Source organism: Flavobacterium sp. 9AF, from assembly GCF_902506265.1.
Classification (GTDB): domain Bacteria; phylum Bacteroidota; class Bacteroidia; order Flavobacteriales; family Flavobacteriaceae; genus Flavobacterium.
Map to the genome: position 1 here is coordinate 25,104 of NZ_LR733556.1, position 24,444 is coordinate 49,547.

General features: G+C 29.7%; 28 protein-coding genes. 24 read left to right on the forward strand and 4 right to left on the reverse strand.

Features of this window, described 5'->3' with window-relative positions:
* Positions 1–205: 205 nt before the first annotated feature.
* Positions 206–808 carry an FMN-dependent NADH-azoreductase gene (locus HALO113_RS00150; protein ID WP_159777085.1) on the reverse strand — a complete coding sequence of 201 codons (603 nt, stop codon included), beginning with the start codon at positions 806–808 and terminating at the stop codon, positions 206–208.
* Positions 809–816: 8 nt separating this feature from the next.
* Entirely contained in the window at positions 817–1,179 is a 363-nt protein-coding gene (locus tag HALO113_RS00155) for a DoxX family protein (RefSeq protein WP_159777086.1), read from the reverse strand.
* 122 nt (positions 1,180–1,301) lie between these two features.
* On the opposite strand from HALO113_RS00155, the gene HALO113_RS00160 reads away from it, so the two are divergent.
* The 3 genes from HALO113_RS00160 to HALO113_RS00170 all read left to right on the forward strand — a co-directional run bounded on the left by HALO113_RS00160 (position 1,302) and on the right by HALO113_RS00170 (position 3,555).
* Positions 1,302–1,664, forward strand: coding sequence for a helix-turn-helix domain-containing protein (locus tag HALO113_RS00160; protein WP_159777087.1), 363 nt, complete (start codon positions 1,302–1,304; stop codon positions 1,662–1,664).
* A gap of 118 nt (positions 1,665–1,782) precedes the next feature.
* Entirely contained in the window at positions 1,783–2,616 is an 834-nt protein-coding gene (locus HALO113_RS00165; protein ID WP_159777088.1) for an SDR family NAD(P)-dependent oxidoreductase, read from the forward strand.
* Between the two features lie 18 nt (positions 2,617–2,634).
* Positions 2,635–3,555, forward strand: a complete 921-nt coding sequence (locus HALO113_RS00170; RefSeq protein ID WP_159777089.1) for an AraC family transcriptional regulator — start codon at positions 2,635–2,637, stop codon at positions 3,553–3,555.
* Between the two features lie 25 nt (positions 3,556–3,580).
* Here HALO113_RS00170 and HALO113_RS00175 read toward each other — a convergent pair whose 3' ends face one another.
* Positions 3,581–4,513, reverse strand: coding sequence for an AraC family transcriptional regulator (locus HALO113_RS00175; protein WP_201297530.1), 933 nt, complete (start codon positions 4,511–4,513; stop codon positions 3,581–3,583).
* A gap of 128 nt (positions 4,514–4,641) precedes the next feature.
* Here HALO113_RS00175 and HALO113_RS00180 point away from each other — a divergent pair, with 128 nt between their 5' ends.
* The 13 genes from HALO113_RS00180 (at position 4,642) to HALO113_RS00240 (ending at position 18,127) form a co-directional block, all read left to right on the forward strand.
* The gene (locus HALO113_RS00180; RefSeq protein ID WP_159777091.1) at positions 4,642–5,334 is read left to right on the forward strand and encodes an ABC transporter ATP-binding protein; all 693 of its coding nucleotides are present in this window, start codon (positions 4,642–4,644) and stop codon (positions 5,332–5,334) included.
* A gap of 11 nt (positions 5,335–5,345) precedes the next feature.
* Positions 5,346–6,287, forward strand: a complete 942-nt coding sequence (locus HALO113_RS00185) for an HlyD family secretion protein (RefSeq protein WP_159777092.1) — start codon at positions 5,346–5,348, stop codon at positions 6,285–6,287.
* 5 nt (positions 6,288–6,292) lie between these two features.
* A complete protein-coding gene (locus tag HALO113_RS00190) occupies positions 6,293–7,423 on the forward strand; it encodes an ABC transporter permease (protein ID WP_159777093.1) in 1,131 nt (376 codons plus the stop codon).
* Between the two features lie 34 nt (positions 7,424–7,457).
* Positions 7,458–8,753 carry a TolC family protein gene (locus HALO113_RS00195; protein WP_159777094.1) on the forward strand — a complete coding sequence of 432 codons (1,296 nt, stop codon included), beginning with the start codon at positions 7,458–7,460 and terminating at the stop codon, positions 8,751–8,753.
* A 144-nt stretch (positions 8,754–8,897) separates the two neighbouring features.
* Complete coding sequence (locus HALO113_RS00200) at positions 8,898–9,413, forward strand: DUF2975 domain-containing protein (protein ID WP_159777095.1); 516 nt, start codon at positions 8,898–8,900, stop codon at positions 9,411–9,413.
* A 2-nt stretch (positions 9,414–9,415) separates the two neighbouring features.
* Positions 9,416–9,619: a helix-turn-helix transcriptional regulator gene (locus HALO113_RS00205; RefSeq protein ID WP_159777096.1), complete on the forward strand. Its 204-nt coding sequence runs from the start codon at positions 9,416–9,418 to the stop codon at positions 9,617–9,619.
* Positions 9,620–9,717: 98 nt separating this feature from the next.
* On the forward strand, positions 9,718–10,599 hold the full coding sequence (locus HALO113_RS00210; protein ID WP_159777097.1) for an ABC transporter ATP-binding protein: 882 nt from the start codon (positions 9,718–9,720) through the stop codon (positions 10,597–10,599).
* Complete coding sequence (locus HALO113_RS00215; protein WP_159777098.1) at positions 10,596–13,748, forward strand: M1 family aminopeptidase; 3,153 nt, start codon at positions 10,596–10,598, stop codon at positions 13,746–13,748. Before HALO113_RS00210 ends, HALO113_RS00215 begins: the two co-directional genes overlap by 4 nt.
* A gap of 157 nt (positions 13,749–13,905) precedes the next feature.
* Positions 13,906–14,442 carry a DUF2975 domain-containing protein gene (locus HALO113_RS00220; RefSeq protein ID WP_159777099.1) on the forward strand — a complete coding sequence of 179 codons (537 nt, stop codon included), beginning with the start codon at positions 13,906–13,908 and terminating at the stop codon, positions 14,440–14,442.
* 3 nt (positions 14,443–14,445) lie between these two features.
* Positions 14,446–14,655, forward strand: a complete 210-nt coding sequence (locus tag HALO113_RS00225) for a helix-turn-helix transcriptional regulator (RefSeq protein ID WP_159777100.1) — start codon at positions 14,446–14,448, stop codon at positions 14,653–14,655.
* Between the two features lie 304 nt (positions 14,656–14,959).
* A complete protein-coding gene (locus tag HALO113_RS00230) occupies positions 14,960–15,868 on the forward strand; it encodes an NAD(P)/FAD-dependent oxidoreductase (RefSeq protein WP_159777101.1) in 909 nt (302 codons plus the stop codon).
* 427 nt (positions 15,869–16,295) lie between these two features.
* Positions 16,296–17,135: an SDR family oxidoreductase gene (locus tag HALO113_RS00235; RefSeq protein ID WP_159777102.1), complete on the forward strand. Its 840-nt coding sequence runs from the start codon at positions 16,296–16,298 to the stop codon at positions 17,133–17,135.
* A 74-nt stretch (positions 17,136–17,209) separates the two neighbouring features.
* Positions 17,210–18,127 carry an AraC family transcriptional regulator gene (locus HALO113_RS00240; RefSeq protein ID WP_159777103.1) on the forward strand — a complete coding sequence of 306 codons (918 nt, stop codon included), beginning with the start codon at positions 17,210–17,212 and terminating at the stop codon, positions 18,125–18,127.
* 25 nt (positions 18,128–18,152) lie between these two features.
* Here HALO113_RS00240 and HALO113_RS00245 read toward each other — a convergent pair whose 3' ends face one another.
* Positions 18,153–18,785 carry an NAD(P)H-dependent oxidoreductase gene (locus HALO113_RS00245; protein ID WP_159777104.1) on the reverse strand — a complete coding sequence of 211 codons (633 nt, stop codon included), beginning with the start codon at positions 18,783–18,785 and terminating at the stop codon, positions 18,153–18,155.
* 101 nt (positions 18,786–18,886) lie between these two features.
* Between HALO113_RS00245 and HALO113_RS00250 the strand changes: the two genes are divergently transcribed.
* The 8 genes from HALO113_RS00250 (at position 18,887) to HALO113_RS00285 (ending at position 24,413) form a co-directional block, all read left to right on the forward strand.
* Positions 18,887–19,252 (forward strand): helix-turn-helix domain-containing protein, encoded by a 366-nt coding sequence (locus HALO113_RS00250; protein ID WP_159777105.1) that lies wholly within the window; start codon positions 18,887–18,889, stop codon positions 19,250–19,252.
* A 90-nt stretch (positions 19,253–19,342) separates the two neighbouring features.
* On the forward strand, positions 19,343–20,107 hold the full coding sequence (locus tag HALO113_RS00255; protein WP_159777106.1) for an SDR family oxidoreductase: 765 nt from the start codon (positions 19,343–19,345) through the stop codon (positions 20,105–20,107).
* 19 nt (positions 20,108–20,126) lie between these two features.
* Positions 20,127–21,041: an AraC family transcriptional regulator gene (locus tag HALO113_RS00260; protein ID WP_159777107.1), complete on the forward strand. Its 915-nt coding sequence runs from the start codon at positions 20,127–20,129 to the stop codon at positions 21,039–21,041.
* An 87-nt stretch (positions 21,042–21,128) separates the two neighbouring features.
* Complete coding sequence (locus HALO113_RS00265; protein WP_159777108.1) at positions 21,129–21,701, forward strand: hypothetical protein; 573 nt, start codon at positions 21,129–21,131, stop codon at positions 21,699–21,701.
* Between the two features lie 27 nt (positions 21,702–21,728).
* A complete protein-coding gene (locus HALO113_RS00270) occupies positions 21,729–22,235 on the forward strand; it encodes a rhodanese-like domain-containing protein (RefSeq protein ID WP_159777109.1) in 507 nt (168 codons plus the stop codon).
* A 3-nt stretch (positions 22,236–22,238) separates the two neighbouring features.
* Positions 22,239–22,574, forward strand: coding sequence for an arsenosugar biosynthesis-associated peroxidase-like protein (locus HALO113_RS00275; RefSeq protein WP_130734070.1), 336 nt, complete (start codon positions 22,239–22,241; stop codon positions 22,572–22,574).
* A gap of 92 nt (positions 22,575–22,666) precedes the next feature.
* Positions 22,667–23,719: an arsenosugar biosynthesis radical SAM (seleno)protein ArsS gene (gene arsS, locus HALO113_RS00280; protein WP_159777110.1), complete on the forward strand. Its 1,053-nt coding sequence runs from the start codon at positions 22,667–22,669 to the stop codon at positions 23,717–23,719.
* Positions 23,720–23,729: 10 nt separating this feature from the next.
* Positions 23,730–24,413: a DUF2064 domain-containing protein gene (locus HALO113_RS00285; protein ID WP_159777111.1), complete on the forward strand. Its 684-nt coding sequence runs from the start codon at positions 23,730–23,732 to the stop codon at positions 24,411–24,413.
* The last annotated feature ends 31 nt before the right edge of the window (positions 24,414–24,444 follow it).

Genomic DNA, 24,444 nt, shown 5'->3' on the forward strand with positions numbered 1-24,444 from the left:
ACAGATTTGTATAAACCTGAAGAAGACCTTATAGGTAAACAAGTAATTGCTGGAATTAATTTTCCCCCCAAATAAATAGCCAATATTATGAGTGAATGTTTAGTTTTTGGAAGAGTTGGAGATAATAAAGAAGTAACACTTATAAAACCTGAAAGGGAAATAAAAAATGGTACACGGATTGGATAAATCAACCCGTGTGTCTTTTTTAATCAATAATAATACTATCAATTGCTCTTTGTAATGCAGTGTCTTGAACTACAGGAATATGTACGCCTTCAACTCTAAAAACGGTCAAATCGGTCATTCCTAAAAATCCTAAAAAAGATTCTAAATAGGGAGCTACAAAATCATTTGCTTTACCTTGCTCATCAGTATATATTCCACCTGAACTCATAGCAACATAAACTTTTTTATCTTTTACAAATCCAATTGGTTTGCCTTCTTGTGTATATCCAAAAGTAACACCACGACGAGTAATATGGTCAATCCAAGATTTTAACGAAGAATGAATGGTTCTATTGATTAATGGTGCTCCAATTACAAGAATATCGGCATCAAATAATTGTTTAATTAATTTATCAGATAAATTCAGTTTTTGCTTAATTTCATCTGTAATATGCTCATCTGGCGTAAACATAGCCTGAAGTGTTTCAAGTGAAAAATGCGGAATGTTGCTTTCTACTACATCTAGTTTTTCAACAGGACTATCAGGATATTTTGCAATAATTTTATCTACAATTGCATTTCCTAACTTTTTACTAAAGGATTGTTCACCCATTATACTTGAGTCAATTTGTAATATTTTCATTTTCTTAATTATTTTAAATTTTGTAATCTGTTGTAACTCATATAAGATGTTATTAAAATAGCGAGAAAAATAAAACCTACTAAAACTTTACTCGCAGGATCTTTTACTGCATAATGTGCTATTGATGCAGAAGCAAACATTATGGCAAAACCAATGTATGCTGCTTCTTTCAATAATCGGGATGGTAACCAAATAAAAATAGCCCCAATGAATTTTGCAATTCCTAATTCTATTCTAAAGTAATCAGGAAATCCTAAGTGATGCATTGAAGTTTTGACCTCGGGTTTTAATAATGTTTCGAAACCAATAAATAGCATCATAGCTGAAATAATTCCTGTTGTAACGTAATACGTTATTCTTGTTTTTTTCATTTCTTAACTTTTTAATTGTATGTATTACTACAAAATTATTTATATTTACTTTCTAAAGTATAGTAGTTTCTAAAATGTAAGTAGTATCTTTTAGGAAAGTAGTTAATAAAAATCTATAAAATATGGCGATAAGTAAATTAAAATTAACACCAATAGAATGTAATAATAGTTTATCAGCAACAGAAGATGCCTTGTATGTTTTGGGTGGCAGATGGACAATTAGAGTAATGATTGCGATTTTGGGAGGACATTCCCGGTTTAATGATTTGCAGCGTTCTCTCAACAAAATATCAGCAAAAGTATTATCTAATGAATTGAAAAAATTAGAAATCAATCATCTAATAGAAAGAAAAGTTTTTGCTGACCAAACTCCTGTTTTAGTAGAATATATACCAACAGAATATAGTCAATCTTTAAAAACCATAATTACAGCTTTGGCAGATTGGGGAAAAAGTCATAAAATGAAAATAATTAAGAATGAATAAGTAGAACGAATCTAGAAATAGTATTTATTGTATTTTTTTGAATACACACTTCAGAGATTTGGATAATTCTAGGAATGCGATTTAATTGAATTTTGTATTCAAATAAAAATTCAAAAAAATGAGTACAAAAAAAGTGTGGTTTATCACAGGAACATCAAAAGGACTTGGATTAGCTTTAACTAAATTAGCTTTATCGCAAGGGCATAAAGTCGTAGCAACTTCAAGAGATACTGAAACATTGCGGAAGTCTATAACAGAATATCATGATGCATTTTTACCATTAAATGTTGATATTACTTCAGATGAAGAAGTTAAAAAAGCTATTGAACAAGGTATCAAAAAATTTGGAAGAATAGATGTAGCTGTAAATAATGCTGGATACTCACTGGTAGGAAGTATTGAAGAAATCTCAGACAAAGAATTTCGTCAAACAGTAGATGTTAACTTGTTTGGAACTGTTAATGTAATTCGCAATGTAATGCCTTATTTAAGAGAACAACAATCGGGTCACATTATTAATATTGCTTCCAACGCTGGTTATGTGGGTTTTGCTAACGCGACAAGTTACAATGCCTCAAAATTTGCAATTGTAGGAATTTCGGAAGCATTAATACAAGAACTAAGGCCATTTGGTATAAATGTCACAGTAGTAGCTCCAGGTCAATTCAGAACAAGTTTTATGGAAAAAGGTTCTATGCAATTTGCAAAAAATAGAATACCTGTTTATGGTTTAAATGAAGCAGAACAATTATGGACTAGTTTTAGTGGACAACAACAAGGAGATCCTGAAAAATTAGTAAAAATATTAACTGAAATAGTTGAATTAGAAAATTCACCTATACGATTATTGTTAGGTACTGATACCTATGAATTGATAAAAGAACATAGAGAAAAAGAAGAGCAAGATTTTGAAAAATGGAAGCATTTAACCCTTTCAACAGATTTTAACTAATTATTTATCATTTTACCAATGAAAAAAGTAGGAAACAATCCACATGTTTTTAATTCAATATCAGAATTACATAAGGAGTTAGCTTTAACAAAGCCCAAGCATCCATTGATAAGTGTTATAAATTTCGAGGAAATAAAATGCTTTGATAATGATAGTCTAAGCCGTGTTTCCTACGAATTTTATTGTATTGCTCTAAAAAAGAACTTTGAAGGCAAAATGAAATATGGACAACAATATTACGATTTTGATGAAGGAGTTATGACATTTTTTTCACCAATGCAAGTGGTTACTACTGAAATTGTTGAAGGATTGAAATTGAAAGGTTATTGGTTAGTTGTACATCCAACCTTTTTGGTGGGTTATTCGTTGATGAAATCTATTAAAGACTATGGTTTCTTTTCTTATTCAGTAAATGAAGCTTTACATTTATCTGAACAGGAAGAAGAAATTATAGAAAATATTTTTAAAAACATTGAACGAGAATATCAAAGCAATATAGATCAATTTAGTCAAAGCGTAATTATTGCACAGATAGAGTTGCTTTTACAATATTGCAACCGTTTTTACAATCGTCAATTCATTACGAGAAAAATTTACAACGATGAAATTCTAATACGTTTAGAAAATATTTTATCTAGTTATTTTAATGATGAAAAAGAAATTGGAACTAAAACACCATCAGTCAAATATGTTTCTGAACAACTTAATCTTTCAGCAAATTATTTAAGCGATATGTTGCGAAGCATTACAGGTCAAACAACCCAACAACATATCCACAATAAATTGATAGAGAAGGCAAAAGAATTATTAACCAGCACCAATTTGACAATAAGTGAAATTGCTTTTCAACTGGGCTTTGTACATCCTCAATCTTTTAATAAACTCTTTAAGAAAAAAACAGATGTTACGCCAATGGAGTTTAGAAAATCTTTTAATTAGAGCTTAAATAATATAAAAGAAACGTTTAACTATTCTTCGAATATTTTTTCGGCTTCATTCCAATATGTTCTTCAAATATTTTTCCAAAATGACTCATATTTGTAAAACCTAATTGATAACCTACTTCTGATACCGTGACTTTTTTTTCTTTTAGTAAACGAGCTGCTTCTTTCATTCTAAAACTTTGATAATAATTATAAATACTATTTCCAAAAATTTGTTTGAACAATTTTTTTAGTTTTGATTCACTCATTCTTGCTAGATTTGCAAGTTCAGACAGTAAAGGTGGTACATCCAATTTTTGTAATATTTTATCACGAATTTTATAGAGCATTAAAACGTCATCTTCATTCAAGTTTTGTAAAGGACTATTTTCTCTTTTAAATAATTCAGCAAAAAGCAAACAAACTATTTCTTCTGCTTTTATTCTGTAATAAGTGTTTTGTAAATTTACAGGAACGTCACATTCGATTATTTCATTGGCAACCTTTTGGATGCGAGGTGTAATTACTTCTTCAAATAATAAATGATGCTCGGTGTTTAAAATCTCATCGTATATTAATAGACCATGTTGTTCTCCTAATAATTCTTTTAATCTTGATTTATCTATTCCTAAAAGTATTGTTCTATATTTCGTTCTTTTGGGAATCAGCATATCAAGATCTATTTTGCCTTTGCCAATTTGAACTGTAGGTAAATCTTTTGCAGTTAATTCGTTCTCATCACCCTTATTGTCAAAAAATATATTTGTGAAATTGATAATAATTCTATCAGAAGCATCGGTATCACCTCTTTTTACAACCAACATATCTTCGTAGAGTTCATAATTACGAATCATTATTCCAAATCCATTATCTAAAAGCAATCCTTTTAAATAGCCTTTTCCCTTTTCTGAAGGTATTGTCAATTTTCCATTCTCTAATGGTATTTGTAGGCTATCGGCAAACTTTTGAAGCATGCCTATCTGTCGTTTTAAAGCAATATTGATCATTTGTACCGTTTGCGAATATTTTTATATCAAATATAGGTATTTTGTTTCATAAAGACATAATATTTTTGTCCCATAATAAATTAAAATGATGATGTATGATTGCTGAAATAATAGAGGCAAATAAAATTTATGAAACGCCAGCTGGAAAATTTTCCGCATTAAGCAAGTCTAATGTACAACTAAATGAAGGGGAATTGCTTCTTATTATTGGACCATCAGGCTCTGGAAAAACTACTTTGCTTTCATTAATTGGGTGTTTAATTGAACCAACTGATGGAGAAGTAATAATTGATGGAAAAACAATATCCAAAATGAGTGCTAAAGAAATGGCACTAATAAGATTAAATACAATTGGTTTTGTTTTTCAACAATTTAATTTATTAGCACCACTGACTGCTGAACAAAATGTTGGATTTCCATTGCTGATGCAAAACCTGTCAACACCTGAGATTAATAGGAAAGTGGAAGAGGCTTTAAATAGGGTTAACATGACTGAACACAAAAAAAAATTACCGCAGCAGCTTTCTGGAGGACAGCAACAACGAATTGCAATTGCAAGGGCTTTGGTAACTAATCCTAAAATCATTCTATGTGATGAGCCTACTGCATCCTTAGATAAAGATAGTGTGCAAATTGTTATGAAAGAATTAAAGGAACTGGCTAGAAAAGGAAAAGCAGTTGCAGTTGTAACTCATGATCCGAGATTAATTGAATATGCTGACAGAGCTATTGAAGTAAAAAATGGTAAAGTGGAAACACTTGAAAATTGGAAAGAATTTAGTAAATAAAAATGAAAAAGATGAAAAAAGTAAGCGCATGTTTTCTAATGAGTATAGTTTTATTACTCACTATTATTTCTTGTCAAAACGCGAATAAGCAAGAAAATATAATAACTAATATGCCTCCTAAAGAAATAACAAAGGTTTTAGGGATTGCGAAAATTGAACCAGAAGACGGATTATTGTTTATTTATGCTAAAAGTAATGGAACAATATCTGATTTGGTTGGTAATGAAAATAAAAATGTGCAGAAAGGTGATGTTTTAATTGAATTAGATAATAAATCAGAATTAACTCAATTAGCTTTAGAAAAAAGCAAAATTGCAACTCAAAATTTTTCTGTTGAATATAGTGAAGAAATTTTAAATATTGTAAACGTAGATTTACAAAAAGCAAAAGAAGATTTGATAATCAACCAAAAGCTATTTGAAGCTAAGGCCATTACTGAAATGGCATTAAATGATAGTAAAGCTAAAGTAGAAAAGTTGCAAATCGAATACAACAAACAGCTATTCGATATTAAACAAAATAAGAGTAAACGGAATGAAATTGAAGCAAATATTGATTACAAAAAAATAGTACTTTCTGACAAAATGATAAGAGCACCTTTTGACGGTAAAGTTTTACAATGGGATGTTCACTTAGGAGATTACATTACTACTGGACAAAAAATAGGACAGTTTGCACCAGATGGTGATTTAGTGGCAATAACTGAAGTTGACGAACTTTATGCTGATAAAATAGAACTAGGAATGAAAGCCGAAATTTTATCACAGTTGGATGGACAAAAAATGGCCGATGGTGAAGTCGTTTTTATGGGCAATTTTTTGAAGAAAAAATCATTATTTTCTGATGAAAATACTGTTGAAGATCGAAGAGTGAGGACAATTAAAGTCCGTTTATTTCAATCTTCAAAAACAATTATTAATGCAAGGGTTGATTGTGTAATAAAACTAAAATAGTGATTATGTGGAAGACTGCGTTTAATTTTATGATATATGATAAAGCTAAATTTATTGGGATATTATCAGGAATAGTTATATCTATTTTTATTATTGGCGCTCAATTAGGAATGTTAAATGGTATATATGATACAGCATTAGTATTTCTAAAAGATAATACAGAGTATATTTATGTAGTTAGTCCCAAAAGTACATCATCAGGATCATTAGTAAATATAGATAAAAGAATAGGTAATGAATTATTGTCTATAGATGGAGTAGAGAAAGCTTACCCTCTTATTTTTACAATGGGAAATGTCAAATACCGCTCTGGTAACTCTGCAACAGCAGCAATTATAGGTGTTCAAGCTCCTGATTATGCAGGTGCACCAAAAGAATATTTATCTGGAACTGATTTAAATGAATTGCATAATGAAGGAGCGGTTATTATAGATGCAGGTGATATAGAAAATATGGAAAATATTAAGTTAGGGGAATACTTTACTTTAAACGAAAATAGAGTTTATGTTAGTGGATTCTCTATAAAGAACCCTGGATTGGGACAACAAAATATAGTCACAACAGTTGAAAGAGCTAGAAAACTATCAAATTTCCCTATCAATCAAGTAAGTGCTTTTTTGGTAAAAACAAAAAGTAATGATTTGTTATTACAAGAGATAATTGCTACTACAATTGAGGCTTCTATCCCAAATATAAAAGCAAGAACAGGGCTTGCATTTAATCAAGAATCTATTGATTATATGGCTACTTCTAGTGGAATAATGTTTGGATTTATGATTATGGTAGCCTTTGCTCTCATTACTGGGCTAATTATTGTTGGGCTTACTATGTTTACTTCTGTGAAAGATAGAATGAAAGACTATGGAACTATTAAGGCAATAGGTGGATCAAACTCAATGATTACTAAAATGATCTTAATTCAATCTATAATTTATTCATTTTTTGGATATGTAATAGCAATGATAATTTTATTCGGTCTAAAATTTTTAATGGCATTGGTAAACCAAGCATTAAATTTTTCGCCATCAGTAATTGTTTTTTTATTAACTGCAACATTAATTATTGGAATTGTAAGTAGTTATTTCTCTTTAAGAAAAATACTCAAACTAGATCCAGTTGAAATTTTTAGAATGTAATACTCATATAATGAAATATCTCTATATAATAATTATGCCATTTCTTTTGTTAGGTACAAATGTTAATGCACAAGATGAATATCTTCAAAATTTGACTTTAGAAAGAGCCATTGAATTAGGATTAAAAAATGGTTTGGAATTAAAATCTAGTCAAAAAAATATTGATTTAGCGAATAATAATGTTCAAAAGCAAAAAAAAGAATGGTTGCCAGAAATTGAAGCTAGTGGCAATGTAAAATACAATACTCAATTGCAAACAATGATAATTGATGGTTTAGAGGACGAGGGTCAAAATTCTAATTTGACTATAGGTACAAAAAACTTTACCTCATTAGCATTAGACTTATCTCAGCCTATTTATAAACCAGGATTAATAACTGATATTAAAATTTCTAAGAGTTTAGTATTGTTAGAAAAAGAGAAATATAATGAAAGAGTTAATTCTTTCAAAAAGAATATTATTGAGGCTTTTTTCAATGCAATTATCAAAAGAGAATTGTATTTTAAACATAAAAATAATACATTAAGAAAGTCGGAATATTTTAATATTACAAATTCTAAATTTCTTCTAAAATCTGTTCTTGAAAATGATTTATTAAAAACAAAATTAGATCTTGAGAATTCAAAATTATCTGAGATAGAAGCTAAACAAAATTATAATTTAGCAATAGAACAATTAAAATACTTATTAAATATAGATGCTAATACTGAAATTACAATATCTGAAAATATTGATTCTTATCTTAAACTAGTGGTGCCGAATAATACTTTTGAATCTAAAATTAACAGAAATGATTTAAACCAGTTGAAAATTCAATATGAAACGAATGGTTTAAGACTTCAAAAGGCAAACAATTGTTTTTTACCTACAATTTCTTTAATTGCCAATTACACGAGTCAGTACCAATCAGAAGATTTTAAATATATCTCAAAATTTTGGTCGCCTTTTAATTATGTTGGATTAAAAATGAGTTTGCCAATTACAAGTATTCTTAAAAATGCTACTGCACGTAAGGAGTCAATAATTAAAATAGAGCAAGACAAAATTTTAATCGAACAAAAAGAAAAAGAAATTGATAATGAAATTTCAAAATTTAATATTGAGTTTTCAAATGCTAGTAATTCAATAATAATTGCCGAAAATAATCTAAAACTATCTAAAGATGTTTTTAAAACGCAATTAGAAATGTATAAACTGGGTACAGTAACTTACACAAGTGTCTTAGAAACAGAAATATCTTTAAATACGACTGAAGAAAATTATATTAAAGCAATATATAATTTCTTTATAGCAAAGATAAATTTAGATAAAGCAACTAATAATTTTTAAATAGGAAGATAATTATTTGAAATAAATTATAATTATAAATAATAATAGTGTTTTATTAATAAATTTAAAATAAAAATATATAATTAATTATTGTTTTACGATAATTAATTATATATTTGCGGTAATAATTTAAATTTATTGCTAATGAAAACAATACGTTTGATTTCTACATTTCTGTATTTATTAACTTCAATTTTAGCCATTGGCTATATAGCAACTTCTGTATATGTTTTAATTTCAACCTGGTTTAAACTTCCTTCTTTAAAAAGGATTGAAAATGGTCGTTTTGCTATAAATTACCCATTTACACAAAAGGCATTTCTTTTAGGTAGCGAGTTTAGCCTTCAATATATTTCTGAAATGGTTATTGGAATTGGGTTTTATGGAGTTTTCTTTTTATTGTTAAGTCATGTTTTTTATACTTTTAAACAAGAAAGATTGTTTACGCTTCAAGGAGTGGGTAATTTAAGCCGATTTTATATTTTCAATTTGTTTGTCGCTCCCATATTATTAATCATCTTAGCAAGTTTTTCAATGGAAGATTTGCCATATGGAGGAATGATTTTCGCTCACTTAATCTTTGGTGTTTTTGCCTTATTCATTGCAACAATCTTTCGTCAGGGACTCAATTTACAAAACGAACAAGATTTATTTATATAGTTATGCCAATAGTAGTAAATATTGACGTGATGCTTGCAAAACGTAAAATGCAATCTAAGGAATTGGCAGAGAAGTTAGATATAACACCTGCAAATTTATCCATTTTAAAAACAGGTAAAGCTAAAGGGATTCGCTTTGATACATTAGAAGCAATTTGCCACATTTTAGAATGCCAACCAGGAGATATTTTAGAATATGTAATTTAATAATTTAATCCATTATTTACAAAAAATAAATATCGGTTTTAGACCGACAGGGTACTTATTGCCTTAAAACAAAAAAAATCATCAAAAATCAATCAAAAATGAACAGTTTAATTATTAAAAATCTCCAAAAGAAATATTCTAATGGAGTCCATGCTTTACAAAATGTTACTCTTGAAGTTACAAATGGAATTTTTGGTTTACTTGGTCCAAATGGAGCAGGGAAATCTTCTTTAATGAAAACAATAGTGGGTTTGCAACTCGCTGATAGTGGAGAAATAATATTCAACGGAACAAATGTTCTGCAAAATGAAATTTTTATTAAAGAACAGTTGGGTTTTTTGCCTCAAGACTTTGGGGTTTATCCTAAAATTTCTGCTTACGACTTATTAAATCATATCGCCATCTTAAAAGGTGTTACAGATAAAAAACAACGCAAAGATCAAATACTAACTTTATTGAATAAAGTGAATTTGTCATCGCATAAAAATAAGGAGGTAAATACATTCTCTGGTGGAATGCGCCAAAGATTTGGTGTGGCTCAAGCTTTATTAGGGAATCCAAATATTATTATTGTTGATGAACCTACAGCAGGTTTGGATCCAGAAGAGCGAAACCGATTAAATGGCTTATTAGCAGAAATAGGTACAGAAAGAATAGTCATTCTCTCCACTCATTTAGTTGAAGATGTACACAATCTGTGTTCTCAAATGGCTATTATGAAGAATGGCAAAGTTATTTTACAAGGAAAACCTACTGATTTTGTCAATGAATTGGAAGGTAAAATTTGGACCAAGCAAATTTTGGAAAAACAATTTGAAGAGTATAAAGCACTTTACAATGTAATTTCATCTCAATACATTGGAGGAAAATTAAATATTCAAGTTTATTCTAATACAGTTATGAATGATTTTGAACCAGCTAAGTCTTCTCTTGAAAATGTATATTTTAAAGTTTTAAATCAAAATGAAGTTGAGATATGAATGAAATGCTAAAATTTGATTTGAAATCGTACAGTAAGAACTGGAAGTTTTTATTGTTAATTGTGTCGTTAATAGTAATGGGTATATTTGTTGGTGGTAGTGCTCGTTTTACATTAAGAGAAAACTTAGCCTATAATTCACCCTATCAAATTGCGTTTATAACCGCTTTTTTTAGTTTAACAAGTATTTTTTTTGGAACGATTGTTACTTCTCAATTGGCTTTAAAGGAAACGGATTCTAATTTTAATCTCATTTATTTTTCTTTGCCAATTTCAAAGAAACAATTTCTATGGAGTCGGTTTGTTTCTATCTTAACAATAAGTTTTTTGTTCACTTTTATATTTAGTGTAAGCTTTTTTATTGGTAGAGAAATGGTTTATGACAGTTCCGAGAGCGCAGGGTTTAATTTGCTTTTCTATTTATTGCCATTTTTAATTTTTACTATTATAAATACTTTGTTGGTGGTTGCAATTACTTCAGCAATAGCTTGGTTTACAAAAAGTAAAATGTTTGTGTATGTTGGCGGATTGATGTTGTACGTTTTTTATATGGTTGTATTGCTCTTTTCTGGTTCACCATTCATGGCAAATCAATTGCCACAGTCTAAACGAGCTCAATTCCTTTCTGCTATCCTTGATCCGTTTGGAATTTCAGCCTTTTTTTATCAAACATCACATTTATCAATTGAACAACGCAATACCGAAGTAGTAGATTTAAACGGAATCTTATTGGGAAATAGAATTGCAATACTTTTAATTGCAGCTTTATTACTTTATTTCTCAGTTCAAAAGTTTTCTTCATTTAAGAAAGTAAGAAACGTAAAGCCTGTTGTGAGTTCTAGTGAAGTTTCCACAATTATACCTTTTGCATTTGTTTCCACCAAAAAGGACAATGAAGTAAAATGGCAATCTTTAATATCATTCACAAAGATTCATTGGATTTACATTGTAAAAAGTATTCCCTTTGTGTTGATACTATTGAGCTTATTATTTGCAGTAGGAATGGAAATGTATGCCGAAATCGAAAAAGGGATTCGTTTGCCTCAAAAATATGCTTCAAGCGGATTGATGGTTTCAACAATAATTCAGAATTTTTATGTTTTAGGTGCGTTAGTTATGGTATTTTACAGTAATGACTTGTATTGGCGTAGTAAAAACTCAAACTTCCATCTGATTGAAGAAAGTACCGCAAATAATAATCTGAAATTTTGGTCATTATGGTTGACACTCATAGGATTATCGATAACATTCACATTAATTTTAATTGCTGAAGGGATAGCGTTTCAATTTCTTTACAATTATCCTGTTATAGAATGGAATATTTATGCTAAAGTAATTTGGCTAGTTACTTTTCCGCTACTGATTGTAAGTGGACTCACTTTATTCATACAAAAACTTTTTTCTCACAAATATTTAGGATTAGCTGTGGCAGTTGTAATTGTATTAATTTTAACTTCGAGTATAGGAAAAACTCTTTTAAAGCATCCGTTATTAAAGTTTTTACAGACTATTAGTTTTGATTACAGTGATATGAATGCCTTTGGATTGTATGAGTATGTAACACTTAATCGCTTTGTATTTGGTTTAATAATAGTCTTATTTTTGATTTATACTATACATCAAAACAGGAATTCTGTTAAAAAGATTTCTTTTTGGATTATATCTGTATTTTTATTAGGTATTGGAATTGCTCTTGCGAATCAAATAACTTCAGGTTACAAGCCTAAAAATAATGAATCAGTGTTAATAGAAATGGCTAATTACGAAAAGAAATTTAGAGTGTTTCAGAATAAGCCTCAACCTACAATTACAAAAGTGGTTACTACAGTTGATTTATTCCCAACAAAAAGTTCTTATGTTATAAAAGGGAATTACGTTTTGGAAAATAAAACACAGCAACCTATTGATGAAATAGTATTCAATTTTACCGATGATTTTATAATAGAAAAAGCTGTTCTACAATTCAACGGCAAAAACATTGCAATTGAAAAGCAGAATGAGGTTGTTAAACTAAAAAAACCGTTATTACCTGGACAGGAAATGCTTTTTGACTTTGAATTGTATTACGCTTGGAAGCCTATAAATGGACATCAGTCATTCAATGCAATGGTGGATAATGGTAGTTTTATGAGAATTAGCAGATACTATCCTCAAATTGGTTATGATAGTTCTAATGAAATTGAAGACGAAAAAGAAAGAAACCGATTCGGATTAGGTAAACCCACAACCATTAAAAAATTAGAAAGCCCTAAAGTTTCTAATAATGATTTCATTGATTTAGATATAACGGTTTCAACTGATGCTAACCAAACGGTTATTGGAGTGGGTGAATTGGTTAATCAATGGAAAGCAAATAATAGAAATATCTTTCATTTTAAAGCAATTGCTATTCCTTTTCGATTCGCTATTTCTTCCGCGAATTATAAAATTAAAAAGGAGATTTATAAAGGAAAAAGCTTTGAAGTGTATTACCATCCATTACATTATGAAAATGTTGAACATTTGATTAAAAATGCTAAGATAACTATGGATTATTGCGAAAATAATTTTGGAAAATATCCATTTCAAACGATTCGATTTGCTGAAATTTCTGGATTTACAAAAGGTTTTAATGCGACAGCCTATCCAGCTACTATTTATATGTCAGAGAATATGGCTTTTCATTGCAATATTTTGGCAGATAAACGACAGGATGTTATAAATGAATTAGCCGGACATGAATTAGCGCATTTATGGTGGGGAAATTCACAAATAGATCCGGATAATCGTGAAGGTGATGTAATGCTAACGGAAACCCTTGCTATGTACACTGAACTTATGCTGTTAAAGAAAATGTATGGTAAGAAAAAAGCAGAAGAAGCAGTTGCTATGCACCAAGATATTTATGAAAGTGAAAAAGGATTAAGTGGCGATGTGGCATTAATTAAAGTAACTTCTCAAATGACACATGTTTCTTATTCTAAAGGTGCTGTAGCTATGTATAAATTAAGTGAATTAATAGGAGAAGATCAATTAAATTTGGCTTTGAGAAATTTTTTAAACAAATATAAATATCCTAATGATAAGCCAATTTCAACCGATTTTCTTAAAGAAGTATATCAAGTTTCGGATAAAATGAAATATAAACGAATTAAAGAATTATTTGAATAAATTAAATATCTCCAATTCTTTCAAAATTGGAGATAGTATTGGTTTGCACTTTTAATATGTATGAAAATAGATAAAAATATTTTGAAATTCAACTTAAATTTATTGTTTTTCAATAAAAATTTATTACTTTTGACAAGTAATTTAAATTTATTAAAATATGAAAACTAACAAAAACGTAGTATTTATAGCTTTACAAATCATCTCTTGGATTATTTTTATTGGGCTTAGCATAGAAGCTGGTGCCTTATTGGTTAACTTTATTATTAGTGTTTTTAAGCCAGAGCTTATTCAAAATCTTTATGAAAAAATGGATTTAAGTTCTGTTTATAATGAAAATAAATTCATATTTTATGGAATGTACAGTTTCGCACTTTATATTTCCGTTTTAAAGGCAGTTATGTTTTATTTTGTGATTTTATTGGTTCAAAAAATAGATTTATCTCAGCCATTCAATCGTTTTGTTTCTGAAAAAATTTCTAAAATAAGCTATATGGCTTTATCTATTGGTATTATAAGTATTATTGCAACTCAAATAGGTAAAAATATGATGCATCACGGGTATGATTTTGATAGATTAAGTAAATATTGGTCAGATAGCACAGGATTCATTTTAATGGCAGCAGTAGTTTATATTATTGCATTAATATTTAAGAAAGGGATTGAATTACAAGAAGAAAATGATTTAACAGTATAAATTATGCCAATTATTGTAAATTTAGATGTCATGATGGCTAAGCGAAAAATGTCGCTGAATGAGTTATCTGAAAAAGTAGATTTAACTTTATCTAACTTATCCATTTTAAAGACAGGAAAGGCAAAAGCTGTGCGTTTTAGTACGCTGGAAGCAATTTGTAAAGCTTTAGAATGTCAGCCTGGTGATATATTAGAATTTGTTGATGATAAATGATTGATAAATGAATGAAATAATATCAATCTCATTTCTTTGTATTACTTATTCTACTTAATACATTATATATAAGGGGCGAGACGGGTTGTGAAATCTTTTTTTGATGACTTTAAATGAAATTTAAAAGAGATAGATTTATATATCAAAAATGTACTTCTTTCGATTTATTATAAATAAAGAAATATTGAATTTAACGCAACTAAGTTGCGTTAAATTCATAAATTTTTTTACATTTGTAAATTAACCATACGATTTTGAATTATTTAATTTAGATTGATTTTCTTTTAACTTTTATGCCCAACTAATGAAAAATAAAAATGCATTTGATGTAATAATTATAGGAGGAAGCTACGCTGGCTTGTCTGCAGCTATGGCTTTAGGACGTTCACTGCGAAAAGTGTTAATTATTGATAGCGGATTGCCTTGTAATCGGCAAACTCCACATTCTCATAACTTCATCACTCTAGATGGGGAGAAACCGGCCAATATTACTGCAAAAGCCAAAGAACAAGTGCTTCAATATAATACGATTTCATTTTATGAAGGTATCGCCGTAAAAGGGGAAAAAAAGGACAGTTATTTTAGTGTTTTAACCCATAATTCAGATGTGTTTTACGCAAAAAAGCTAATTTTTGCCACAGGTATAAAAGATGTATTTCCTGATATCAAAGGTTTTTCAGATTGCTGGGGAATATCTGTTGTACATTGCCCGTATTGTCATGGTTATGAAGTAAGAGGTAAAAAAACGGCTATTTTGGCACAGGGTGAAAGAGCATTCCATTTAGCTTCTTTGGTTAATAATTTAACTCAAGATATTACTTTAATTACTTCTGATAGACATTTGTTTACCAAAGAACAATTACAAAAATTGGAAAATCATACTATTAGAATTATAGATAAAGAAATTATAGAAGTTATACATGTGAAAGGATATTTGAGCCAATTGGTTTTTATCGATGGAAGTCGAGAAGATTTTGAAGCCGTTTATGCTGCTATACCTTTCCAACAAAATTGTACTATTCCTGTTGAATTAGGCTGTGAAATAACTGAAATGGGACATTTAAAAGTAGATGGTTTTCAAAAAACAACCGTTTCTGGTATATATACATGTGGCGATACTAGTTCGATGATGCGTTCTGTAGCCACAGCAGTTGCTTCTGGAAATATCTGTGGTGCAATGGTTAATATGGAATTAATTAATGAGGAATTTTAGAAAATAGATTATAATTGAGGTTTTTATCACTAACATTGCTAAACAATATCAAACAAAAAGAATATCAAACATCTTTCCAATCTTTTTAGATTTTAAAATTGACTATGATATGAGTGAACAGTCTTCCTTTTTTTGTAGAGATACAGTGTTTATAGCGAAAGTGTATTAATGAGCTTGAATTTATTACAAGTCTTTATAGCAACTTGTATTTGCCTATCAAATTCTGCTTGATGCTATTTATGTCTAAGTTTTACTTATGGAAATAGAAAAACAATTAAATACAAACAGGTATTTCTATTAAAAAATTAAAAATAAAAATTTTTAAAATGTGTTGATTAAGTTACAGTAAAGTTGGATTGAGTTACATCAAAAAAAAATGATCTTAAGAAATTTGCATCATTACTTTATTAATTTAAAAATTAAAAAAATGAATGCGAAAAAAGTTTGGTTTGTAACTGGTGCTTCGAAAGGTTTAGGTTTAGCCTTGGTAAAAAAATTATTGGAAAATGATTATTATGTAGCTGCAACATCGAGAGATAAAGAGGCTTTGGAAAAAGCTGTCAATTATTTTGGGAATAATTTTTTGCCTTTAGAAGTAGATTTAATAAATGAAAAGAGTGTAACCAAAGGATTAGCTGCTACAGTAGAAAAATTTGGTAAAATTGATATAGTAGTCAATAATGCAGGCTATGGTCAAGCGGGTACATTAGAAGAATTAAGTGATGAAGAATCAAGAGAAAATTTTGATGTTAATGTTTTTGGACCCTTACATGTAATCCGAAAAGTGATGCCCTATTTAAGAGAAAATAAAGCAGGGCATATTATCAATGTTTCTTCAGTAGGTGGTTTTATGGGTAACTTTCCTAGTTTTGGAGTATATTGTGCTACAAAGTATGCTTTAGTAGGCTTAACGGAAGCTTTAGCTGCTGAAGTAGAAAGTTTAGGAATACATGCTACTGTTGTTTATCCAGGCTATTTTAGGACAAATTTTCTAGACAAAGGTTCTTTTAAACTACCAAAAGATCCTATTGGAGTTTATACTGAAGCTAGAAAATTAGAAGAGATTCATGTAAATCAAATTAGAGGGAATCAAGCAGGAAATCCAGATAAAGCTGCTGATGCATTTATAGCTATTTCTAAACAAGAAAAACCGCCCTTGCATTTGTTTTTAGGTTCCGATTCTTATCTGTTTGCAAAACAAAAAATAGAAATTGTAACAAATGAATTAAATGCTAACGAAAAATTGGCAATTTCAACAGACTATTAATAAAAAGAAAACAAACGTAAGATAGGAGTCGGTATCTTGCGTTTGTTTATTTTGTATTTTAGCTATTAGATAATATGGAAAAATTTAAAGTACATAGAATTAATACAATTAGCGAATTTCACACTATTGCAAATTTGCCAAAGCCTGAGCATCCATTGATAAGTTTGATTGATTATTCAAAAGTGGAATATCAGTTTGCAGAGAAAGAAGTCGTTTGGATTCAAGGTTTTTATACCATTGGATTAAAACGAAATGTAGCGGGTAAGTTTGTTTACGGACAACAAATTTATGATTTTAATGAAGGCTTATTAACGTTTATTGCATCGGGTCAACGTATTCAATATGAGTTTGTTGAGCGAGAAATAAAGCCATCTGGTTGGCTACTAGTAATTCACCCAGATTTTTTATGGAATACACCATTGGCAAAGCAGATTAAACGATATGATTTTTTTGGATATGCTGTAAATGAAGCTTTGTTTTTGTCTGAAAAAGAAGAAAATGTATTGATAAATGTAATGCAAAATATAGAATTAGAGTATCATTCGTTGATAGATAAATTTAGTCAGAATATAATAATAGCTCAAATAGAGGTTTTATTAAATTATGCAGAACGTTTTTATCAACGTCAATTTATAACAAGAAAGATAACTAATCATCATATTTTAGGGCAATTTGAAGATTTGTTATCTGAATATTTAGATGGAAATAGATTGATTCAAAACGGTTTGCCAAGCGTAAATGAAATTGCAAATAAATTAAATATTTCACCGAATTACTTAGGAAATTTACTTAAAAGTTTAACAGGTCAAAATACACAACAGCATATTCAGAATAAAATTGTAGAAAAAGCAAAAGAAAAACTTTCAACTACAGCGCTAAGTATAAGTGAAATCGCTTTTGATTTAGGCTTTGAACATTCGCAATCGTTTAGTCGGTTTTTTAAAAATAAATCAGGAAAAACACCTATAGAATTCAGAATGGAATTTAATTAAAAAAGCACTTTATGTGCTTTTTTAATTATTCTATTTCTGTAACTAGTTGGCCTATGGGTCTTCTTACTTTTTTCAAGTTTTCATTCCAATCATTACCACTATCTCTATATCCAATAGGTAAAATAACAGCTGTTTTTAAACCTTTTTCTTTCATTCCCAATATTTGATCGTAAGCTTGTGGGTCAAAACCTTCCATTGGAGTTGCATCTACTTTTTGCTCAGCAGCAGCAGCAATTGCCATGGAAAAAGAGATATAGGCTTGTTTTGCGGTATGAATCGCATGCCATTCTGCACCTAAAGGTTCATACATACCCCATAAAAGTTTTTTATAATCATCCATTTGTGTTAATGGCAAACCTCTTTCTGATAAAATATAGTTGAACTCTTTTTCAATCTTTTCTAAACTGTAACTGTCCCAAGCTGCCCAAATTAATAAATGGGAACATTGTGTTATTTGTTCTTGATTAAATGAATAGGGTTTTAATTTTTCCAAAAGCGTGGGGTTACTAATAACAAAAATTTCATAGGGTTGTAAACCTGATGAAGAAGGTGCTAATCGCGCAGCTTCTAAAATATATTCTATTTTATCTTGAGAGACTTTTTCGCCTGTCATTTTTTTGGTGGCATATCGCCAATGTAAATCATTAATTAAACTCATAGTATAGTGATTATTTTTTTCAAAAATATAGAATGTTTGTTACTTTTAGTAACTTTGTGTCAAAAAGTAATAGTAACAAAGAGGTAACAAAGTAACATCTGATGGAAGAAACAATTGAAAAAGCAACAACAAACGGTACTTGTTTACACAAGATAAAAGCGGTTCATGATGTAATTTATATTATAGGTGGGAAATGGAAAATATCGATTATTACGTCATTGTGCTACGGAAATAAAAGGTATTCTGATCTTTTAAATGAAGTGGAAGGAATTTCAGGGAAAATGTTAAGTAGAGAGTTGAAAGAATTAGAGATGAACAAGCTTATTGAAAGAAAAGTTTTGGATACGAAACCAGTAGGGGTCGAATATTCTTTAACTGAAATAGGATTGTCATTAAAAAAAGTTACTGAAACCATAGCAGATTGGGGAATAGAATATAGATCCATGAGAAGGTTAGAGGAAGAATAATTTTAGCTACAATATTCAAAGATTTGGCTACTTAAACTCCAGTTAGAGTTCTGAAATTTGTACCATAAATAGTTAATAACAGAAGTGCTTATGGAAACAAAAACAAAAATTGCTCTAGTTACAGGAGGTAGTAGAGGATTAGGTAGAGACATGGTTCTTAACCTAGCTAAAAATGGAAACAACATCATTTTTACGTATCATACAAATGCAATTGAAGCGGATAAAGTGGTTGCTGAGGTATTGGCTTTAGGACAAAAAGCGATTGCGTATCCACTCGATACCAGTAAGGTACATACTTTTGATACTTTTGTGGAAAAAGTGAGCCAACATTTACAAGAGCATGAAGGATCTCCTAATTTTGATTTTTTAATTAATAATGCGGGTACAGGAGTGTATGGTTCGGTAACCAATACAACAGAAGAAGCCTTCGATTACATGATGAACATTCATTTTAAAGGGGTTTATTTTTTAACACAAAAATTGTTACCTACTTTAAATGATGGTGGAAGAATTATAAATATTTCTTCTGGTTTAACCCGAGTTTCTTTTCCTAATGTTTCGGCTTATGCGAGTATGAAAGGCGCTATTGAAACGTATACTAAATGTTTGGCAAAGGAATTAGGACCCAGAAAAATCACGGCTAATAGTGTAGCTCCAGGAGCAATTGCGACTGATTTTGGTGGTGGTTCTAATAAATCAGATGAAGGAAAAAGAAATGCAATCGCTAGTATAACAGCTTTAGGTCGTGTAGGAGAACCAGAAGATATAGGTGGTGTTGTGGCTTTTATTTGTACTCCTGAAGCAGGTTGGATGAATGGCCAACGCATCGAACTTTCTGGTGGTATGATGGTATAAAATTGTGTAAATTTGAGTTATGAATGAGGTTAATGTACATCGTGTAAAATCTATTGCAGAATTTCATAAAATGAAAGGGTTGCCAGCTCCTCAGCATCCTCTAATTAGTCTTTTTGACTATAGCAAAGTGGAATGCTCTAAAGAAGTAAATTATAAAAATTTTGTTTTCGACTTTTATCATATTTCTTGTAAAAGAAGTGTGGGAACAAAATATAAATATGGTCAGGGGAATTATGAATTTGATGATGGTGTAATGTTTTTCATTGCACCTAATCAAGTCTTTGGTATTGAACCAATAGCCGAAATTGCAAGCCCTAAAAGCGGTTGGATGTTAATGATTCATCCCGATTTTCTTTGGAACACTTCATTGGCAAATACGATAAAAAAATACGAATTTTTTAACTATGCTGTTAATGAGGCCTTATTTTTGACTGAAAAAGAGGAGGCTGTTTTGCAAAATATAGTTGCAAACATAGAACAAGAATATAATAACAACTTGGATCAATTTAGCCAAAATATTATTATTTCTCAAATTGAAACAATGCTCAATTATTCAAATAGATTTTATCAACGTCAATTTCTTACAACCAATGTCAAAAATCATGAGATATTAACACAAGTAGAACACTTAATAGAATTATACTTAACTGATGCGAATAATTGGGGATTGCCTACCGTTCAAAATATTGCAGATTCTTTACATATCTCACCAACATATTTAAGTAGTTTGCTAAAATCACTTACGGGGTTAACTACACAACAACATATTCATGAAAAGCTAATTGAAAAAGCGAAAGAAAGATTATCAACTACTTCTCTTTCTATTAGTGAGATAGCTTATGAATTGGGTTTTGAACATTCTCAATCTTTTAATAAATTATTCAAGGCAAAAACTCAACTTACTCCTATGATGTTTAGGGAACAATTTAATTAATTTCTGCTTAAATAGCTTTGTAGTAAAAAAACTTCCGTATCTTTTCATTTCTATTTCTATACTTTTGTGTATATAAAGCATAAATAAATGAAAAAAATACTACTCTCAATTTTATTTTGTATTCTTATTTCTTGTGAATCTTCTGATAAATTAGAAACTATTTATGTAAACGATTATAAAATCGATTTACCCACTTATCTTTCAAAAAGTAGTCAATTAAATGAAGATGCCTCCTTGCAATTTCAAAATCTCTTTAAAGAATTATACATAATTGTTATTGATGAAACTAAAGAAGAGTTTAATAAAGCACTTATGGAAAATGGAATAGAAAATATGTTTTCTAAGGATTTTGATGGTTATGTAAAATTGTTATCAACCAATTTGCAAAATAATGTTGAAATGAAACACAAAAAAGAGAAAGATACGCTCATTAATGGAATGAGAACTAAACTTATAATGTTTGACGGGAAATCTGAAGGTTATGATATATATTATCAAGTCGCTTATGTAGAAGGAAATGAGAAATATTATCAATTAATGACTTGGACGCTTTTGGATAAAAAAGATGAACATGAAAACATAATGAACAAAATGGTATCTTCTTTTAATTTACGTAATAATAAAAAAACAAGTCAAATAAAAAGAGCTAAAAGTAAATAGATGTTTTTTAATCAAAATAATTTAAAAATGAAAAAAAGCATTTCTATCCTGTTTTTATTGTTTTTTACTTTTGCATTTGCACAAAAAAGCATACCTGAAGTAATTAAGCAATACAATAAAAATTCTGTTCCTTATATAACTGTCGAGGAAGCTAATAAGAAACTCAATTCAATTCTTTTTTTAGATGCAAGAGAATTAGAAGAATTCAACGTTAGTCATTTGGAAAATGCAATCCATGTAGGTTATCAAAAATTTGATACAGATTTATTGTTAAAAGCAATTCCCAATAAGCAAACTTCTATAGTGGTGTATTGTTCCATTGGAGTGCGAAGCGAAGATATTGGTGAAAAATTAATTCAATTAGGGTATACCAATGTTAAAAATTTATATGGAGGTATTTTTGAATGGAAAAACAAGAATTATACAGTTATAAATAGGAATGGGGAAGTAACAGAAGAGGTCCACGCTTTTTCAAAAACATGGGGTAAATATCTATTAAAAGGAATAAAAATATATAATCAAAATAAAAAATAAACGATGGAAAAAACATATTACGATCCGGCTGATTTAAAAAAATTTGGAAAAATTGTAGAATGGAGTGAAGAATTAGGAAATAGTTTTTTTGAATATTATGGAAAAGTTTTTGAAGAAGGTAGCCTATCTGCAAGAGAAAAATCACTAATTGCGTTAGCAGTTTCTCATGCTGTTCAATGTCCCTATTGTATTGATGCTTACACTGGTGACGGTCTAAAAAGAGGGATTACCAAAGAAGAAATGATGGAAGCAGTTCATGTAACTGCTGCCATAAAAAGTGGTGCCGCTTTAGTTCATGGTGTTCAAATGATGAATAAATATAAAAAACTATCTATGTAGTTTTTTCGTATATATGTAAAATAGCTAACATTTCTTTAGCAAATGTTGGTCTATTTTTGTTTGGATTATACAATTAGAATAAACAAAAAACTATGTTGAAATCACTTCAAGCCAAAGAAAGTCCGTTGTCTAAAACCGAAAAACAACTGGAGATGCTTTCTAATGGAATTTTTAAAGATGGTTCTCTACCCACTTTTGCGGATCAGATTGCTAAAACAAATCAATTTCCTTTACAACCCAAGAAAATTGAAATTCTGCAAATTAATGTTGGCTACATGTGCAATCAGGTTTGTGCCCATTGCCATGTGGATGCTGGTCCTGATCGAAAAGAGATTATGACCCAAGAAACCATGCTTCAAATTTTAGAAGTACTAAAAACAACTGAGGTAAATACACTTGACCTAACTGGAGGTGCACCAGAAATGAACCCTCATTTTAGATGGTTTGTAGAAGAAGCATCCAAACTAGGTGTTAAAGATTTTATAGTGCGTTCCAATCTAACTATTATAAAAGCCAATAAAAAATATTACGATTTGCCTGAATTTTTCAAAAAACACAACATTCATGTGGTAAGTTCTATGCCACATTGGACAAAAGGAAAAACCGATGTGCAAAGAGGTGATGGAGTTTTTGATAAATCAATAAAAGCGTTACAAGAGTTAAATGCAGTTGGTTATGGTATGCCAGGAAGTAATCTAAAACTCGATTTGGTCTACAACCCTTCGGGAGCTTTTTTACCTGCAGATCAAAGTGCTATGGAAAAAGATTTTAAAAAAGCCTTGAAAGAAGATTTTAATATCGATTTTCATAATCTATTTGCGATTACCAATTTACCTATTTCTCGCTTTTTAGATTATCTAATTGCTTCTGATAATTATGAAGATTATATGTATGCTTTAGTAGAAGCATATAATCCTGCAGCGGTGGCTAATGTAATGTGTACCAATACTATTTCGGTAAGTTGGGATGGTTGGTTGTACGATTGCGACTTCAATCAAATGTTAGGTTTAAAAGTAGCTTCAAAATCAAAACACATTGCAGATTTTAATGAAACGGAATTGACTCAAAGAAATATAGTTATTTCTCAACATTGCTATGGATGTACGGCTGGTGCAGGAAGTAGCTGTCAAGGTGTAGTTGTTTAAAGGAATGAGGATGATAAAAGATTCAAAAACAGCTATTTTAATTTTTGCACATTCGGCAGCATATGAAGCAAAAATAAAAACTTTTCAAAATTCAAAAGCAGTTTTTGAATCCTTACAAAAACGCACCCTGCAATTGGTTCAGAACACACAATTGCCTTTCTTCTTATTTACCGAGCAGAATCAAGTTGGTGATTCATTCGCAGAGCGATTTGTAAACGCGATTCAATCTGTTTACGATTTAGGTTACCAATCCGTTATAACTATTGGAAATGACACTCCTCAGTTAACTTCAAAACAACTCTTAAAAGCGCATGAGGAACTACTTGCAAATCATTCAGTCATAGGGAAATCAAAAGACGGTGGGTTTTATCTTTTAGGGATAAAAAAGGAAGATTTTCAACCCGAATTATTGTTGCAACTTCCATGGCAAAAACAAACTTTAAGTAATTCTTTATGTAACCTTTTAGAATTGCAGTCCAGTTCGGTAACACACTTGAAAACATTAGCAGATTTAGATACATATAACGATATTTTTGATTTTGTAAATAGCTTTAAAAAAGTGTATGCTGCTTTAAACCAATTATTAAACCAATTGGTTTTTGAAGCGAATCAAATCATAACCCATGTTGAAGAAAAAAGGACCTCTGTTTTTTTAACGTATAAGTTCAATAAAGGGTCACCATTAGTATACTAATTTATTTTTCTGAGAATCAGATTACAATTAA